This is a genomic window from Azospirillum sp. UENF 211521 (assembly GCF_058780535.1).
In genome coordinates this window covers 799,415-814,763 of the sequence record NZ_JBSNCF010000001.1, presented here as the reverse complement: position 1 = coordinate 814,763, position 15,349 = coordinate 799,415, and the positions used below count along the sequence as shown (strand labels likewise).

General features: G+C 70.0%; 14 protein-coding genes. 12 read left to right on the top strand and 2 right to left on the bottom strand.

The genetic code is table 11. The features are described 5' to 3' along the window. Window positions 1-42: 42 nt before the first annotated feature. Together ACWPN5_RS03855 and ACWPN5_RS03850 are read left to right on the top strand one after the other, a co-directional pair. Window positions 43-378 (top strand): antibiotic biosynthesis monooxygenase family protein, encoded by a 336-nt coding sequence (locus ACWPN5_RS03855; RefSeq protein WP_200480046.1) that lies wholly within the window; start codon window positions 43-45, stop codon window positions 376-378. 26 nt (window positions 379-404) lie between these two features. After that, on the top strand, window positions 405-1,319 hold the full coding sequence (locus tag ACWPN5_RS03850; protein WP_492294337.1) for a sigma-70 family RNA polymerase sigma factor: 915 nt from the start codon (window positions 405-407) through the stop codon (window positions 1,317-1,319). A gap of 20 nt (window positions 1,320-1,339) precedes the next feature. Here ACWPN5_RS03850 and ACWPN5_RS03845 read toward each other — a convergent pair whose 3' ends face one another. Further along, window positions 1,340-2,068 (bottom strand): SDR family oxidoreductase, encoded by a 729-nt coding sequence (locus ACWPN5_RS03845; protein WP_492294335.1) that lies wholly within the window; start codon window positions 2,066-2,068, stop codon window positions 1,340-1,342. Window positions 2,069-2,160: 92 nt separating this feature from the next. Between ACWPN5_RS03845 and ACWPN5_RS03840 the strand changes: the two genes are divergently transcribed. Continuing rightward, complete coding sequence (locus ACWPN5_RS03840; protein WP_492294333.1) at window positions 2,161-3,084, top strand: AraC family transcriptional regulator; 924 nt, start codon at window positions 2,161-2,163, stop codon at window positions 3,082-3,084. Window positions 3,085-3,119: 35 nt separating this feature from the next. Here the strand turns inward: ACWPN5_RS03840 and ACWPN5_RS03835 are convergent, their stop codons facing one another. Continuing rightward, window positions 3,120-4,076 carry a LysR family transcriptional regulator gene (locus tag ACWPN5_RS03835; RefSeq protein WP_247888235.1) on the bottom strand — a complete coding sequence of 319 codons (957 nt, stop codon included), beginning with the start codon at window positions 4,074-4,076 and terminating at the stop codon, window positions 3,120-3,122. Window positions 4,077-4,243: 167 nt separating this feature from the next. On the opposite strand from ACWPN5_RS03835, the gene ACWPN5_RS03830 reads away from it, so the two are divergent. The 9 genes from ACWPN5_RS03830 to ACWPN5_RS03790 all read left to right on the top strand — a co-directional run bounded on the left by ACWPN5_RS03830 (window position 4,244) and on the right by ACWPN5_RS03790 (window position 15,322). Continuing rightward, the gene (locus ACWPN5_RS03830) at window positions 4,244-5,653 is read left to right on the top strand and encodes an MmgE/PrpD family protein (RefSeq protein ID WP_492294330.1); all 1,410 of its coding nucleotides are present in this window, start codon (window positions 4,244-4,246) and stop codon (window positions 5,651-5,653) included. Between the two features lie 322 nt (window positions 5,654-5,975). Then, window positions 5,976-7,478, top strand: coding sequence for an ABC transporter substrate-binding protein (locus ACWPN5_RS03825; protein ID WP_119507325.1), 1,503 nt, complete (start codon window positions 5,976-5,978; stop codon window positions 7,476-7,478). Window positions 7,479-7,545: 67 nt separating this feature from the next. Next, complete coding sequence (locus ACWPN5_RS03820; RefSeq protein WP_014199768.1) at window positions 7,546-8,502, top strand: ABC transporter permease; 957 nt, start codon at window positions 7,546-7,548, stop codon at window positions 8,500-8,502. A gap of 1 nt (window position 8,503) precedes the next feature. Further along, window positions 8,504-9,367, top strand: coding sequence for an ABC transporter permease (locus ACWPN5_RS03815; protein ID WP_492294327.1), 864 nt, complete (start codon window positions 8,504-8,506; stop codon window positions 9,365-9,367). Between the two features lie 4 nt (window positions 9,368-9,371). Beyond that, the gene (locus ACWPN5_RS03810) at window positions 9,372-11,504 is read left to right on the top strand and encodes a dipeptide ABC transporter ATP-binding protein (protein ID WP_492294325.1); all 2,133 of its coding nucleotides are present in this window, start codon (window positions 9,372-9,374) and stop codon (window positions 11,502-11,504) included. Between the two features lie 113 nt (window positions 11,505-11,617). After that, window positions 11,618-12,040, top strand: coding sequence for a RidA family protein (locus ACWPN5_RS03805; protein ID WP_014199765.1), 423 nt, complete (start codon window positions 11,618-11,620; stop codon window positions 12,038-12,040). 38 nt (window positions 12,041-12,078) lie between these two features. Further along, complete coding sequence (locus tag ACWPN5_RS03800) at window positions 12,079-13,038, top strand: agmatinase (protein WP_014199764.1); 960 nt, start codon at window positions 12,079-12,081, stop codon at window positions 13,036-13,038. Window positions 13,039-13,148: 110 nt separating this feature from the next. Then, window positions 13,149-14,297, top strand: coding sequence for an acetylornithine deacetylase (gene argE, locus ACWPN5_RS03795; protein WP_492294323.1), 1,149 nt, complete (start codon window positions 13,149-13,151; stop codon window positions 14,295-14,297). Window positions 14,298-14,662: 365 nt separating this feature from the next. Then, complete coding sequence (locus ACWPN5_RS03790; RefSeq protein ID WP_492294321.1) at window positions 14,663-15,322, top strand: flagellar hook assembly protein FlgD; 660 nt, start codon at window positions 14,663-14,665, stop codon at window positions 15,320-15,322. Window positions 15,323-15,349: the final 27 nt, after the last annotated feature.

Here is a 15,349-nt window from a genome sequence, read left to right as displayed (position 1 = left end):
CTTGTCATCCCCCTCGTTGCTGAACCTTCAAGGGAGACGACGATGGCCAAGAACACAGCGGTGATTGATCCTCGGTCCTCGTGCCTGACGCTGATAAACATCTACGAGGTCGAGCCGGAGAAGCAGGCCGACCTGGCGAAGGCGCTGTCGGAAGCGACCGAAAGCACCATCCGCCACCAGCCCGGCTTCCTGTCGGTCAGCGTCCACAGCAGCCTCGACGGGAAGACGGTCGTCAACTACGCCCAATGGGCCTCCAGAGAGCACTTCGAGGGATTCATGAGGAAGCCCGAGACGCAGGAGCAACTCAGGAGGTTCGCGGGTCTCGCGACATCGGTCGCGCCGAGCCTCTACAGGGTCAGCGCCGTTCACGCGGACTGACGAAGGCATGACGAGGCCGCAGGACCATGACCGACGCCCCCGCCGACCCGCCCTTCTCCGCCCTTCGCCCCCGCCTCGTCCGGCTCGCCTACCGGATGCTCGGATCAGTGGCGGACGCCGAGGACGTCGTTCACGATGCCTATCTCCGCTGGCTGGCGACCGACCCTGAGACGGTCCGGCAGCCGGCGGCCTTGCTGCACACCATCGTCACGCGCCTCTGCCTGAACGAGCTGAAATCGGCGCGGCGCCGGCGCGAAACCTACATCGGGCCGTGGCTGCCGGAACCGATCGTCGACGCGGAGGAAACGGAGGCCATCGACGACATCACGCTTCCCCTGATGATCGCGCTGGAGCGTCTGTCGCCGCTGGAGCGGGCGGCCTTTCTGCTCCACGACGTGTTCGGGATGGGCTTCGACGACGTCGCCAGCGCCATAGGCCGCGACGCCGCGGCCTGCCGCAAACTGGCCAGCCGGGCGCGCGACCACATACGGGCGGCCCGCCCGCGCTTCCCGGTGACGAAGGAGCAGGGGCTGGAGATCGCCGCCGCCTTCTTCACCGCGTCGCGTCATGGCGACCTGGACCGGCTGCGCCTGCTGCTTGCCGACGATGTGGCCGCCCGCACGGACGGCGGCGGCAAGGTGCCGGCCTCGCAGCGCCCGCTGATCGGAATCGAGGAGGTGATGGCCCGGCACGCCCAGCTCGCGCAGGAGTTCGAACGGTCTCCGTCCCGTCTCCTGCGCTACGCCGTCATCGACGGCCTCCCCGGTTTCCTGTCGGTGGAGAGCGGCGGGATCGTGCAGACCACCGCCCTGCAGATCGAGCGGGGAAGGATCGTCGCGCTCTACATCACCAGGAACCCGGACAAGCTGCGGCGTGTGGACGGCGCTTCGGTGCATCGGAAGGCCCCCGCCGATGCGGCGGCGATGCGCGTCACGGTGTGACGCTCCTGGCCAGTCGGCGTTCAGTCCTGGGCCGTCGGCCGGATCACGACGCTGCCGACATCGACGTCATCCGGTTGCTCGATGGCATAGACGACGCCGCGGGCGATCGCTTCCGGCGGGATCGAGACCGTGGCCGCCCGCTTCGCCATCGCCTCCCGTATGGCGGGGTCGGTCATGGAGGCTGCGAAATCGGTTGCGACGAAGCCCGGAGAAATCTCGGTCACCCGCAGATGCGGTCCGGCCTCCTGACGCAGGGCTTCGGTGGCGGTGCGCACCGCGTTCTTCGTCGCGGCATAGACCCCCATGGTGGGCAGGATCTTGAGGCCGGCGGTCGAAACGATGTTGATGACGTGGCCGGATTTCTGACGCTGGAACAGCGGCAGCACGGCGGCGATGCCATACAGCGTCCCGCGCAGATTGACGTCGATCATCGCGTCCCAATCCTCGACGCGGAGCGCGTCGAAGCGCGAGATCGGACCGATGCCCGCGCTGTTCACCAGGACATCGACCCGGCCGCCCCGCTCGACGGCAAGGGCGACCAAAGCTTCGAGATCGTCGCGCCGGCGAACGTCGGTCACCTTGTGAACGGCCATGCCGCCGGCCGCGGCGATCGCGCCCGACACCTCGGCCAGCGCGCTGTCCCGGCGGGCGCCCAGGACCACGAACGCCCCCTGTTCGGCCAGCAGCATCGCGGTGGCGCGGCCGATGCCGCTGCTCGCGCCGGTGATGACCACGACCTTGCCGTCCATGCCCATTGCCTTTCTCCCTTGCACACTCAGTTCAGGCATGGTGCAAGATCATCGGTAAGAGAGGGTCCGTGGTTTTGTCGCGATCGTCTTGGTTGGCTGCCGATCCGTTGTCGGACGTTCTGGACGTCCTCGGCCCCCGGGTCAGCCGGCTGACCCGGCTGGAGGCCGCAAACGACTGGGCGCTGGGGTTCCCGGCGCTCGACCGCTTGAAGTTCGTGGCGCTGCTGAAGGGCACGAGCTGGCTGATCCTCCCGGGCCACCCTCCCCGTGTGATGGGCGCTGGGGACGTCTGCCTCATCGGACGCACGCCCTACGCCGTCGCCAGCGATCCGGCCCTGCCCCGCACCGACGGCCAGAGCCTCTTCGGCATGCCCGGGCGCGACACCGTGCGGCTTGGCGGAAACGCCATGATCGCGATCGGCGGCAGCGTCTCCTTCGCCGACGGGAACGCCGATTTCCTGCTCGACATGCTGCCGGAAGCCCTGCTGATCCCGCGGTCCTCCCCCGGATCGGGCCCGGTGTCGACGATCCTCGCCCTGCTGGGGAACGAGATGGAGCGGACCCCTCTGGGTCATGGGGTCGTGACCGCCCGCCTCGCCGACGTGCTGCTGGTGGAGGCGATCCGCGCCCATGCGGCGGGTGGCGAGGCCGTCGGGATGGGCTGGCTGGGCGCGTTGTCCGACCCCCGCCTCGGCCGGGTGCTGCGCGCCATTCACGACGACATCGCACGGCCATGGACCGTGGCCCAACTCGCCGCCGTCGCCGGCATGTCGCGCGCCGCCTTCTCCGCACAGTTCACCCGCCGGGTGGGGCAGACGCCGCTGGCCTATGTGCGGGCCTGGCGTCTCACCCGCGCACGCGCCGCCTTGGGGCGGCCCGGCGCCGACGTCGCCAGCGTCGCGAGCACGGTCGGATACAGCTCGCAGAGCGCCTTCGGCCATGCCTTCCGCCGCTCCTTCGGCGTCGCGCCCGGGGGCCGGCGCCACGGCGGGAGCCGGCCGCGCGCCGACGGATGAAGTCGGGATGAGCGGGGCGGCGGAGACGCCGTCCGTCAGCGGCTGATCATCGGCTTCAGCCAGGGCGAGGAAGCGAGCACGTCCGTGAAATAGCCCTGGGTGAGGATGCCGCGGCCGGCCTTGTGGATGCGCGCCGGCAGCGCCCCCAGCTCGCCCTTGCGGGCGACCACGAAGACGGACCGGCGGAAGCTGGCCGCCGGGAAGGGCAGCACCTTCAGGCGCCCCAGATGCTGGCGGCTTTTCACCAGCGCGGTCGGCGGCAGCAGGCTCCACCCCATCTCTTCCGCCACCATCGCCATCATGGTGTCGACGGCGTCGAAGGCGAAGCTGCGCGGGATCTCCATGCCCAGCCGGCGCAGGTGCTGGTCCACCATCCGGCCCAGGCTGCTGTCCACCGTGTTGCGGATCAGCGGCAAAGCCTGCGAGAGCGCGCGCAGCCCGGCCTCGTCGGCGACGTCCGGCGCGCTGCGGGGCACCAGGAGCACGAAGGGCTCGCTGAGCAGCCGGAAGCTGTCCACCTGATCCAGGTCGTCGAAGGACTCGTTGGTGAAGATGACGTCCAGGCGCCGGGCCATGAACTGCTCCCGCAGCTGGCGGCTGAGCCCCGCCGCGATGCTGAAGGACGGCACGCTGTCGCGCAGCTGCTGGAGCAGCCGCGGCATGAAGGGGGCGGCCAGCGTGTCGATGCAGCCGAGCCGCAGCTCCGGCACGAAGAGCGTGTCCTTGCCGCCGATCACCGCCGGCAACTGTCGGGCGTCGCCGAGGATCCGCTTGCTCCAGTGCCACAGCCGGTGGCCGGAGGCGGTCAGCGCCATCGGCCGGATGCTCCGGTCGAACAGCTGCGTGGCGAAGGCGGTTTCCAGTTGACGCACCACGTGCGACACGGCCGACTGGGTCAGCCCCAGCTGGCCCGCCGCGCGGGTCATGTTGCCCAGCTCCGCCACCGTCACGAACACTTCAAGGGAATCCAGGTCGAAGTCGCGGTGGCGCATGGGGGTGGCGGGTTCCGTCGGTCGGCGGGCGCGGTGGTGCCCGAGGGGTGCCACATTATGAATCCAATTCATCCCGATCATGAAAGTCCTTTCTTGACCTGACGGCGGGGTGAGGGTCGCTGGCAGCTTCGCGGGATCGTCCGCCACCGTTCGCGCGAGGCCCCGCCATGACCACCTCTCCCTCCGCCTCTCCCTCTTCCCCACCCGCCGCCCGGCTCATCGGCCATTGGCTGGCCGGTCTGGAACGGGGCGGCATTCCCGAGGAGGTCGCCGCGGTCGGCCGCGGCTGCATCATCGACACGCTGGGCGTGGCGCTGGCCGGTGCCGGCGCCGACGCCGCCCGCATGGCGCGGGAGGAAGCGCTGGACATTTACGCCGCCGGTCCGTGCACCCTGCTGGGGGGCGGGCGGCTGTGCGCCGAGGGGGCCGCCTTCGCGAACACCGCCGCCGCCCACGCGCTGGATTTCGACGACAATTGCTACGCCGGCTTCGTCCACGGTTCCGCCGTGGTGGTGCCGACCGCCCTGGCCGCGGTGGAGGCCGCCGGCGGGACAGGGGCCGATCTGCTGACCGCGGTGGTGGCCGGGTCGGAGGCGGAATACGCGCTGGCCATCGCCCTCGGCAACGGCGTGTACGAAGCCGGCTGGTGGACCACCGCGCTGTTCGGCACCGTCGGTGCCGCGGCGGCGGCGGCCAAGGCCTTCCGGCTGGACGGCGACCGGGCCGCCGATGCCATCGCCTTCGCGCTCTGCGGGGCTGGCGGCCTGCGGGCCTGCTTCGGCACGAGCGCCAAACCGCTGCTGGCCGCCCAGGCCGCCGCGAACGGGCTGCGCGCGGCGCGTCTGGCGATGCGCGGCGGGGCGGTGCCGCACGGCGTGGTCGAGGACCCGCGCGGCTTCGCCCGGCTGGTGGCGCAGGGCCGTTTCGACGTCACGGCGCTGGACGAGCTGGGCCGGCGGTGGCACCTGCTCGACCCCGGCATCGACACCAAGGCCTATCCGGTTTGCCTGTCCTCGCACGCCGCGGCCGACGCGGTGCGCGACCTGATGGCGGAGCACCGGCTGGACCCATCGGACATCACCGCGGTGCGCTGCGTCGTGCCGCCGGTGGTGGCCGCCAACCTCACCTACGATCGCCCCGCCACCCCCGGCGAAGCCCGCTTCAGCCTGCCCTTCGCGGTGGCCTGCGTGATGCTGCACGGCGACCTGACTCTGGATCATCTGAGCGGGCCGACGCTGGCCGACCGGCGCCTGCGCGCGGCGATGGAGCGCGTGAGCCTGCGGCCCGATCCCGGCTGGAACGCCGATCCCGAGCGGGCGCGGCTGGCCCCGGAAGGCGCCCCAGAAGGCGCCGACGTGACGGTGGAGACCCGCACGGGGCAAAGCGTCCGCCGCTTCTGCGCCTCGGCGCGCGGCACCGTCGCCCGCCCCCTGTCGATGGAGGCCCACGCCGCGAAGTTCCTCGCCTGCGCCGACCGCGCCATCGGACCCACGGCGGCGCAACGGCTCCACCAGCGCCTGTCGGCAATTGACACCCTCCCCGGCCTGGATGGGCTGCTGGAGGGCGGCACGGACTGATCCCCATTCCGATACCATACGGATGCATTCATGGTGCCGACAAAAAACATTCATGGTACGGGACACGCGTCGGCAAGCGAGCCTAATTTTTAGGCATGATTATCGGCGGGACGAACCAAATCCCGGCGGAGAAATCCGGACTTTGTCTGTGGTCGAAAATCGGGCATCCCGCTCGCATCCGCAAAAATGAGTGTTTTTTAGGCATACCCTGGACCACCGGACGGCGCGTCCTCGGTCGTTCCGTTCATGACACGTCTGTGAGAGCGTCGAGGCAACAGGAACCAAGGTCCATAACGGACCCCGCAAGCAGAGAGGCTTCATTATGGTGAAACGGTTGGTGGCACGGGCTGTGCTCTCGGCTTTCCTCCTCTCCGGCACGGCGCTGTCCGCGCAGGCCGCCGGCACGCTCAAGGTGGCGGTGGATTCGAACCTGAACACCCTCGACCCCGCCAAGATGAAGGGCGGCCAGGAGTATGTGGCCGCCTACCTCCTGTTCAACGGCCTGACGGCGATCGCCGCCGACATGACGCTGAAGCCCGACCTCGCCGAGCGCTGGGAGCACAGCGCCGACCTCAAGACCTGGACCTTTTTCCTGAAGAAGGGCGTGAAGTTCCACAGCGGCCGCGAGATGGACGCCGAGGACGTTCTCGCCACCATCACCCGCATCCAGGACAAGGCGACCGGCTCCACCGCCCGCGTGAACTTCGAGATCGTGGAGTCGATGAAGGCGGTGGATTCCCACACGGTGGAATTCACGCTGAAGTCCCCCTACTCCGGCTTCGCCGAGCTGTTCGGCGAGCGTCAGGCCCGCATCGTGCCGCGCGACGCCCTCGACACGCTGGCCTCCAACCCCGTCGGCACCGGCCCCTTCCAGTTCGTCTCCTTCGCGCCCGGCGACCGCATGGTGGTGAAGCGCAACCCGACCTATTTCGAGGCCGGCCTGCCGAAGCTGGACGAGGTGGTGATCCGCATCCTGCCCGAGACGGCCAGCCAGGTGGCGGCGCTGACCACGGGTGAGCTGGACCTCGCCTGGAACCTGCCGCCGGAGGCGGTGGACAAGGTCAAGGCGACGTCCAACCTGAAGGCCGAAGCCGTGCCGACCTCCACCTGGGACGGCGTGATCATGAACGGCACGACCAAGCCGTTCGACGACGTGCGCGTCCGCCGCGCCGTGGCGACCGCGCTGGACAAGCAGGCGATCACCCAGATCGCCCTGTTCGGCTACGGCACGCCGACCCATTCGCCGATCCCGCCGAGCCACCCCTACTTCAACAAGGATCTGCCGATCGCCAAGGGCGACCCGGCCGCCGCGAAGAAGATGCTCGCCGAGGCCGGCTATCCCAACGGCTTCGAGGTCACGCTCTACACCCCGGCCGGCCGCGCCACCCGCGAGCGTCTGGGGCTGGCGGTCCGCGAGCTGCTGAAGCCGGCGGGCATCACCGTCAACGTGCAGCGCGTGCCCTTCGACGTCTTCCTGAAGGACATCGAAGGCAAGGCGGGCTTCTACATCGACGGCTTCTTCAGCCGCCCGACGATCGATACCTCGGTCTACCCCTGGTACCACTCGCGCGGGTCGTGGAACGCCGCGCTGTGGAACTACAGCAACCCGGCGATGGACAAGCTGCTCGACGGCGCCCGTCAGGCGTCCAGCGAGGAGGAGGCCAAGAAGCTCTATGGCGAGGTGCAGGCGCTGGCCGTCCAGGACGCCCCCGGCGTCATCCCCTACGTCATCAACCACGTCAACGGCGTGAGCGCGCGGGTGCAGGGCTTCACCTCCCACCCGATGATGTTCCTCGACCTGCGCAACGTTTCGGTCGGCCAGTAGAGCCGTCGACGGCGTCGGGAGCGCCCGCCGCGCTCCCGACGGCCCCGGGCCAAGGGAAGCTCTCTCCATGCTCCTCTACACACTCACCCGGCTGGCCTATCTGGCGATGGTGCTGGTCGTCATGTCGATCCTCGTCTTCCTGGTGACGCAGGCGATGCCGGGCGACGTCGCGTCAATGATCGCCGGGCAGTTCGCCTCGAAAGAGGTGATCGACGCCATCACGGTCAAGCTCGGTCTCGACCAGCCCCTGATCGTGCAGTACGGCCGCTGGGCCGCCGGCATCCTGCAGGGCGATCTCGGCCGCTCGCTGGTTCTGGAGCAGCCGGTGGCACCCATCCTGATGGAGGCGCTGAGCCGGTCCCTGGTCCTGGCGGTGGTGGCCCTGGCGGTGGTGACGGTGATCGGCATCGGCGCCGGCGTCCTGGCCGCGGTGCGCCGCGGGCGCATGGCCGACCAGATGGTCTCGGGCGTGTCCTATCTCGGCATCGCCGTTCCCGACTTCTTCTGGGCCATCGTGCTGGTTCTGATCTTCGGCAGCTACCTGAAATGGCTGCCGACCGGTGGCTACGCGCCGCTCGCCGACGGCTTCGTGCCCTGGGCGTCGCATCTGGTCCTGCCGGTCGTCACGCTGGTGCTGATGCTGATCGCCCGCATCGCGCGGCTGACCCGCTCCAGCATGATCGACGTCCTGCAGACCAACTACGTGAAGTACGCCCGCGCCAAGGGCCTGCCGGAAAAGGTGGTGATCGTCCGCCACGCCCTGCGCAACGCGCTGCTGCCGACCATCACCGTGCTCGCCATCGATTTCGGTCTGATCCTCGGCGGCGTCGTGGTCATCGAGACGGTCTTCTCCTTCCCCGGCATGGGCCGGCTGCTGCTGTTCGCCATCCAGCGCCACGACCTGCCGCTGATCCAGGCGACCATCCTGATCATCTCGACGGCCTACTGCCTGGCGAACCTGGCGGCCGACCTCCTCTACGCGTTCGTCAACCCGAAGATCCGCCATGGCATGGGGAACGCCTGACATGACCGCCGCGAGCCAAACCCGCGCAACGCCCCCCCGCTCCGCGCCGAAGCGCTGGCCCACCTCGCTCGTCCTCGGGATCGCGCTGCTGGCGCCGCTGCTGGTGGTCGCCGTGGCCGGCCCCTGGCTGGCCCCCTACCCCTACGACGAGATGAACATCATGAGCCGGCTCCAGCCGCCGGGGCCGGACTTCTGGTTCGGCACCGACGAGTACGGCCGCGACGTGTTCAGCCGCACCCTCGTCGGCACGACCAACTCGCTGGTCATGGGCGTCGCCGCCACCGCCATCAGCCTGCTCGTCGGCGTGCCGCTGGGGCTGGTCGCCGGCTACGGCCGCGGCCGGACCGACGAGATCATCATGCGCTGCATGGACGTGCTGATGTCCTTCCCGCCCATCCTGCTGGGCATTCTCGTCCTGGCGGTCACCCCGCCGGCCCTGTGGAAGGCGGTCGTCGCCATCGGCATCGTCTACGTGCCGCAGGTGGTCCGCCTGACCCGCGCCATCACCCTGGAGCTGATGCAGGAGGAGTTCATCACCGCCGCCCGGCTGCGCGGCGAGAGCACCGCCTACATCCTGTTCCACGAGATCCTGCCGAACATCTGGCCGCCGCTGGCGGTCGAGTCCAGCCTGCGCGTCGTCTTCGCCATCCTGCTGGGCGCCGCCCTCAGCTTCATCGGCATGGGCGCCCAACCGCCCTCCTCCGACTGGGGCCTGATGATCAGCGAGGCCCGGCCCTTCGTCGAGCAGGCGCCGTGGATCGCGCTGTGCCCCGGCATCGCCATGGGCATCACCGTGATCGGCATCAACCTGCTGGGCGACGGACTGCGCGCCGTGCTGGACCCCCGCAACACGGGAGGACACTGACCCCATGACCGCTCTCGTGCCCCTTTCCGCCGCGTCTCCCGATCCGACCCCCAGCCCGACCCCGGTCTCCGCGACCGCCATGTCCGCCCTGCTGGAGGTGCGCAACCTCACCATCAACTACGCCAGCCCGCGCGGCACGCTGCGCGCCGCCAGCGACGTCAGCTTCGCGATCCGGCCGGGCGAGGTCATGGGGCTGGTGGGCGAGTCCGGCTCGGGCAAGAGCACCGTCGCCATGGCCATCCTCGACCTGCTGGGCGAGGCCGGCCGCATCGACGGCGGCGAGATCCTGTTCGAGGGCACCGACCTGCGCCGTCTGTCCGCCGGGCAGCGCCGGAGCTTGCGCGGCGACCGCATCGCCGCCGTCTTCCAGGACCCCTTCACCTCGCTGAACCCGGCGCTGACCGTCGGGCGGCAGATCGCCGAGCCGCTGGTCCAGCACAAGGGCTTCACCCCCCGGCAGGCAGCACCACGGGTGGAGGAGCTGCTGGCCGAGGTCGGCATCCGCGAGCCGCGGCGCATCGCGCAGTCCTACCCGCACCAGCTGTCGGGCGGCATGCAGCAGCGCGTGCTGATCGCCACCGCGCTCGGCTGCGACCCCAAGCTGCTGATCCTCGACGAGCCGACGACGGCGCTCGACGTCACGGTCGAGGCGCGGATCATCGAGCTGCTCGCCGGCCTGTGCGAGAGCCACCATCTGAGCGCCCTCTTCGTCTCCCACAACCTCGGCATCGTCAACCGCATCTGCAACTCGGTCTGCGTCCTCTACGGCAGCGAGGTCGTGGAGACCGGGCGCACCCGCGACGTGCTGGCCCGGCCGGTCCATCCCTACACCAAGGGGCTGGTGGCGGCGCTGCCGCGCATCACCACCGATCGCCGGCACCGCCTGTCCTCGATTCCCGGCACCGTCAGCAAGCTGTCGGGCGCCTCCGAATCCTGCGTCTTCGCGCCGCGCTGTCCGTTCGCCGAGGAGACCTGCCGCAGCCTGCCCCAGGCGCTGCGCGGGGACGCCGCCGGCAACAGCGTGCGCTGCTGGAAGGCCGAGGCCCTGGCCGGCACCCCCTGGCCGGAGGAATCGACCGCGTCCCGGCCGCAGGCGGCGCCTCCGGCACGCACCGCCCCGCTGGTGCAGGTCGAGGCGCTGCGCAAGGTCTTCGGCGAGCGCCGGTCGATCCTGCCGTGGCTCCGCCGCGACGGCACGGTGGCGGTCGACGACGTCTCCTTCACCATCCAGCGCGGCGAGGTGCTGGGCGTGGTCGGCGAGAGCGGCAGCGGCAAGAGCACGATCGGCCGCTCGCTGCTGGCCCTGATCGAGCCGACCGCCGGCACGGTGCTGTTCGACGGCGCCGACTTCGTCAAGCAGGCCAAGGAGGGCGACCGCGACCTGCGCCGCCGCGCCCAGCTGGTCTTCCAGAATTCCGCCGCCTCGCTCAACCCGCGCAAGACGGTGGGGGCGGCCATGGAGCGCCCGCTCGTCCTCGCCGGCCGCCAGGGCGAGGCGGAGCGCCGGGAGATGATCGCGGCCCTGCTGACCCGCGTCGGCCTGCCCGCCGCCTACGCCGACCGCTACCCGCACGAGCTGAGCGGCGGCGAGCGCCAGCGCGTGAACATCGCCCGCGCCCTGGCCACCGATCCGGAGTTCGTCGTCTGCGACGAGGCGGTGTCGGCGCTCGACGTCTCGGTGCAGGCGAACATCCTCAACCTGCTGGCCGACCTGCGCGACGAGCTGGGGCTGTCCTACCTGTTCATCACCCACGACATCGCCGTGGTGTCGCACATCGCCGACCGCGTGCTGGTCGTCTATGGCGGGACCATCTGCGAGGAGGGGCCGATCGGCCGGGTCCTGCGCCCGCCCTACCACCCCTACACCGAGGCGCTGCTGTCGGCGGTGCCGCGGCTGAGCGGGGCGGAGGACGGGCCGGAGCCGGAGCGCATCCTGCTGGAGGACTCCACCGCACCGCCCGGCGGCGGGGGCTGCGCCTTCCGCGGCCGCTGCCCGCGCAAGCTCGGCGCCATCTGCGACGAGCGCGCGCCGCCGGTGCAGACGGCGGCCGACGGCCACCGCATCGCCTGCCACATCCCGCTGGCCGAGCTGGCGGAACGGGCGTCGGTCTTCCCCGAGCTGGCGGCCCTGCACTGACCGTCTGATCCGCAACCCTTTCCGGGCGGCGTGACGGCCGGGGGCCCTTTCGGCTTCCCGGACACGCCCTCTCCATGCCCGGCGCATCCGTTCACCCAAGAGAGAACCGACCCATGACCACCCACACCCGCATCCGCAAGTTCAACACCAAGAAGACCTATCCCGAGCAGGCGCTGGACAACGACCTCTGCCAGACGGTCGTGGCCCGCGGTGCGATGGTCTTCGTGCGCGGCCAGATCGGCCAGAACCTCGACACCAGCGAGAGCGTGGCCATCGGCGACGCCGCCGGCCAGACCGAGCAGGCCATGAGCAACATCAAGATGCTGCTGGACGAAGCCGGCGCGAAGATGGAGCACATCTGCAAGATCACCGTCTACATCACCGACCCGCGCTACCGCGAGCCGGTCTACCGCACCATCGGCAAGTGGCTGAAGGGCGTCCATCCCGTCTCCACCGGCATCGTCGTCAGCGCCCTGGCGCGCCCGGAATGGGTGGTCGAGGTCGACGCCATCGCCGTAATCCCCGACGCTCCCTGATCCCCCGTATCACACAGAAGAAACCTGGAACGCCCGCCATGAGCAGCACCCTGACCAACCCGCCGCGCCGCGAACTGCAGAGCTTCCTCGACTTCCCCATCTGCACGGATCTCGACCAGCTCGACGGCCACATCGGCATCCTCGGCATCCCCTACGGCGATCCCTACTCGATCGACGAGGTGACCAACGACCAGACCAACGCCCCCACCTGGGTCCGCCGCTACACCGAACGGGCGCTGCGCCAGCTGGAGCGCTGGGACTTCGACATCGGCGGTCCGCTGCTCGGCGGGAAGGACATCAAGGTCGTGGACTGTGGCGACGTGAAAGCGAACCCGCGCGACCTCGACCTGCATTACCGCAACGCCGAGGCGGTGGTGCGGGCGATGCTCGCCAAGGGCATGCTGCCGATCATCATCGGCGGCGACCACGGCATCCCGATCCCCGTGCTGCGCGCCTACGACGACCAGGGCCCGATCACGCTCGTGCACATCGACGCGCACCTCGACTGGCGCGACCATGTGAACGGCGCCCGCGGCGGCTATTCCAGCCCGATCCGCCGCGCCGCGGAGATGGACCATGTCGGGCAGATCTTCCAGATCGGCCTGCGCTCCGCCGGCAGCGCCCGGCCGGAGGAGGTCGAGGCGGCCCAGGCCTACGGCGCCGTGCTGATCCCCGACGTGGAGTTGCAGGACGTCGGCATGAAGGCGGTGCTCGACCGCATTCCCGACGGCGGGCGCTACTACCTGACCATCGACGCCGACGGCATGGACCCGACCATCATGCCGGCCGTCAACGGACCGGCGCCGGGCGGCGTGACCTATCCCCAGATCCGCACGCTGATCCACGGTCTGGTGAAGAAGGGCCGCGTCGTCGGCATGGACATCGTGGAGATCACGCCCAAGAAGGACGTGAACGGCATCACCGCGATCACCGCCGGTCGCATCATCTGCAACCTGATCGGCAAGACCATCCAGGCCGGCTACTTCGACGCCAAGTGAGCGGAGCGGCCTGACGGGGAACGGGGGAGGCCGGCCGCCGGCCGCCTCCGTCCCGTCGGCGCGGAGAAGCCGAAGCCGATCGACGACCAAGGAAGAAGGACCATCCCGCCATGGGTGCGACGCTGGACATTCTGGAGCGGCTGGTGGCCTTTCCCACGGTCAGCCGCGACAGCAACCTCGACCTCATCCTCTGGGCCAAGGAGCGGCTGGAGGCGGCCGGCGCCGCCACGCGGCTGGTGCCGAGCGAGGACGGGCGCAAGGCCAACCTCTTCGCCAGCGTCGGCCCGGCCGACCGTCCGGGCATCCTGCTGTCCGGCCACACCGACGTGGTGCCGGTGGACGGGCAGGCCTGGACCTGCGATCCCTTCCGCCTGACCCGCCGGGACGGCAATCTCTACGGCCGCGGCACGGCCGACATGAAGGGCTTCATCGCCGCGGCGATGGCCCTGGCCGAGCGGGCCTCCGGGCGGACGCTCAGCCAGCCGCTTCATCTCGCGCTGTCCTACGACGAGGAGGTCGGCTGCCTGGGCGTGCGGCGCCTGATCGACATGATGGCGGCCCTGCCGGTCCGCCCGCGCTTCTGCATCGTCGGCGAACCCACGCTGATGCAGGTTGTCACCGCCCACAAGGGCAAGACGGCGCTGCGCATCGACTGCCGGGGCGCCGAGTGCCATTCGAGCCTCGCCCCGCAAGGGCTGAACGCCATACACATGGCTTGCGACATGCTCACCGGCCTGCGCCGCCTTCAGGAGCGGGTGCAGACCGAGGGGGCGCGCGATGCCGGCTATGACGTGCCCTGGACCACCATCCACGCCGGCGTCATCCAGGGCGGCACCGCGCTGAACATCGTGCCCAACCAGTGCCGCCTCGACATGGAGATCCGCCACTTGCCGCAGGACCCGGTGGACCCTCTGCTCGACGCCGTCCGCGCCGAGGCCGAGGCCATGGAGAAGCGTCTGCGCACCGCCTTCCCCGCCGCCGCCGTGGACATCACGGAGCTGTCCAGCTACCCCGCCCTCGACACCGACGAGGATGCGGAGGTGGTGTCCTTCGTCAAGGCGCTCACCGGCGGCAACAGCCTTGGCAAAATTTCCTTCGGCACCGAGGGCGGCCTGTTCCAGCGGCGCCTGTCCATTCCGACCGTTGTCTGCGGCCCCGGCAGCATCGGCGAGGCCCACAAGCCGGACGAATTCGTCGCCGAGGACCAGCTGGCCGCCTGCGATCGCATGCTGGATGCGTTGCTCGCCCGACTGGCCTGACCGCGCCCGCCGCAAGGCGGACGTGATCCAAACTTAGCAAACCAAACAGCGACGATTCCGTTTTTCCCCGTCGCACGATCGGGGCCGATGGTGCGACGGAACAGCGGCGGCACAGCGCCGTGCGTGCCACCCAGCTCGGCGGACCCATCCTCGACGGCGCGCCCCACGCGGCCTCTCCCGCCGCTTTTCCAGCCGCGCTGAAAAAAGTCCGCCAGCTTTTCCGATCCCCTCCGTGGATAGCCACAGAACGGGACAACGCTCCGCCCTGCGGCGCCTCCTCCCGGACCACACGCTGGATCATCACGCCGAAACGGACGCGGAATCCCCGATTCCCGCGACGGGGAGGCTGCATCCCGGAGGCCGCCATGCAGGTTGACTCGCTCAGCTCCTCGACCGTCACGACCACCTCGTCCGCCAAAAGCTCCTCGGCCTCGCTGGCCGGCAGCTACCAGTCCTTCCTGACGCTGCTGCTGAAGCAGCTTGAGGTGCAGGATCCGACCAACCCGGTGGACACCGCCCAATACACCAGCCAGCTCGTGCAGCTCTCCTCGCTGGAGCAGCAGATGTCCATGAGCGACAAGCTGGACGAGCTGACCTCGGCGGTGCAGGCGCTGGGAACCGGCAGTTCGGCGCTGGGCTATCTCGGGCGGACGGTGACGGCGGAGGGCAACACGACCGCCCTGCAGAACGGCGCGGCCAACTGGGAATATTCGCTGAACAGCGAGGCCGCGTCGGTCACCCTGACGGTGCGCGACGAGGACGGGGCCATCGTCTACCAGGACAGTGGCGCCACCGGCCAGGGCAGCCATTCCTTCACCTGGGACGGCACGGGCCGCGACGGCGCGGTCCACACGTCGGGCGCCTACAGCCTGACCGTCACCGCGCTGGACTCCAGCAAGGCCGCCGTCGCCACCGAAACGCGGATCAAGGGCACGGTCACCTCCGTGGACACCTCCGGCACCAGCGCGGCGCTGGGCATCGGCGGCGTCAGCGTGCCCGCCGACGACGTGCTGTCGCTGAGCTGAGCCGCCCCCTCCCGGCTTCCTCACCGG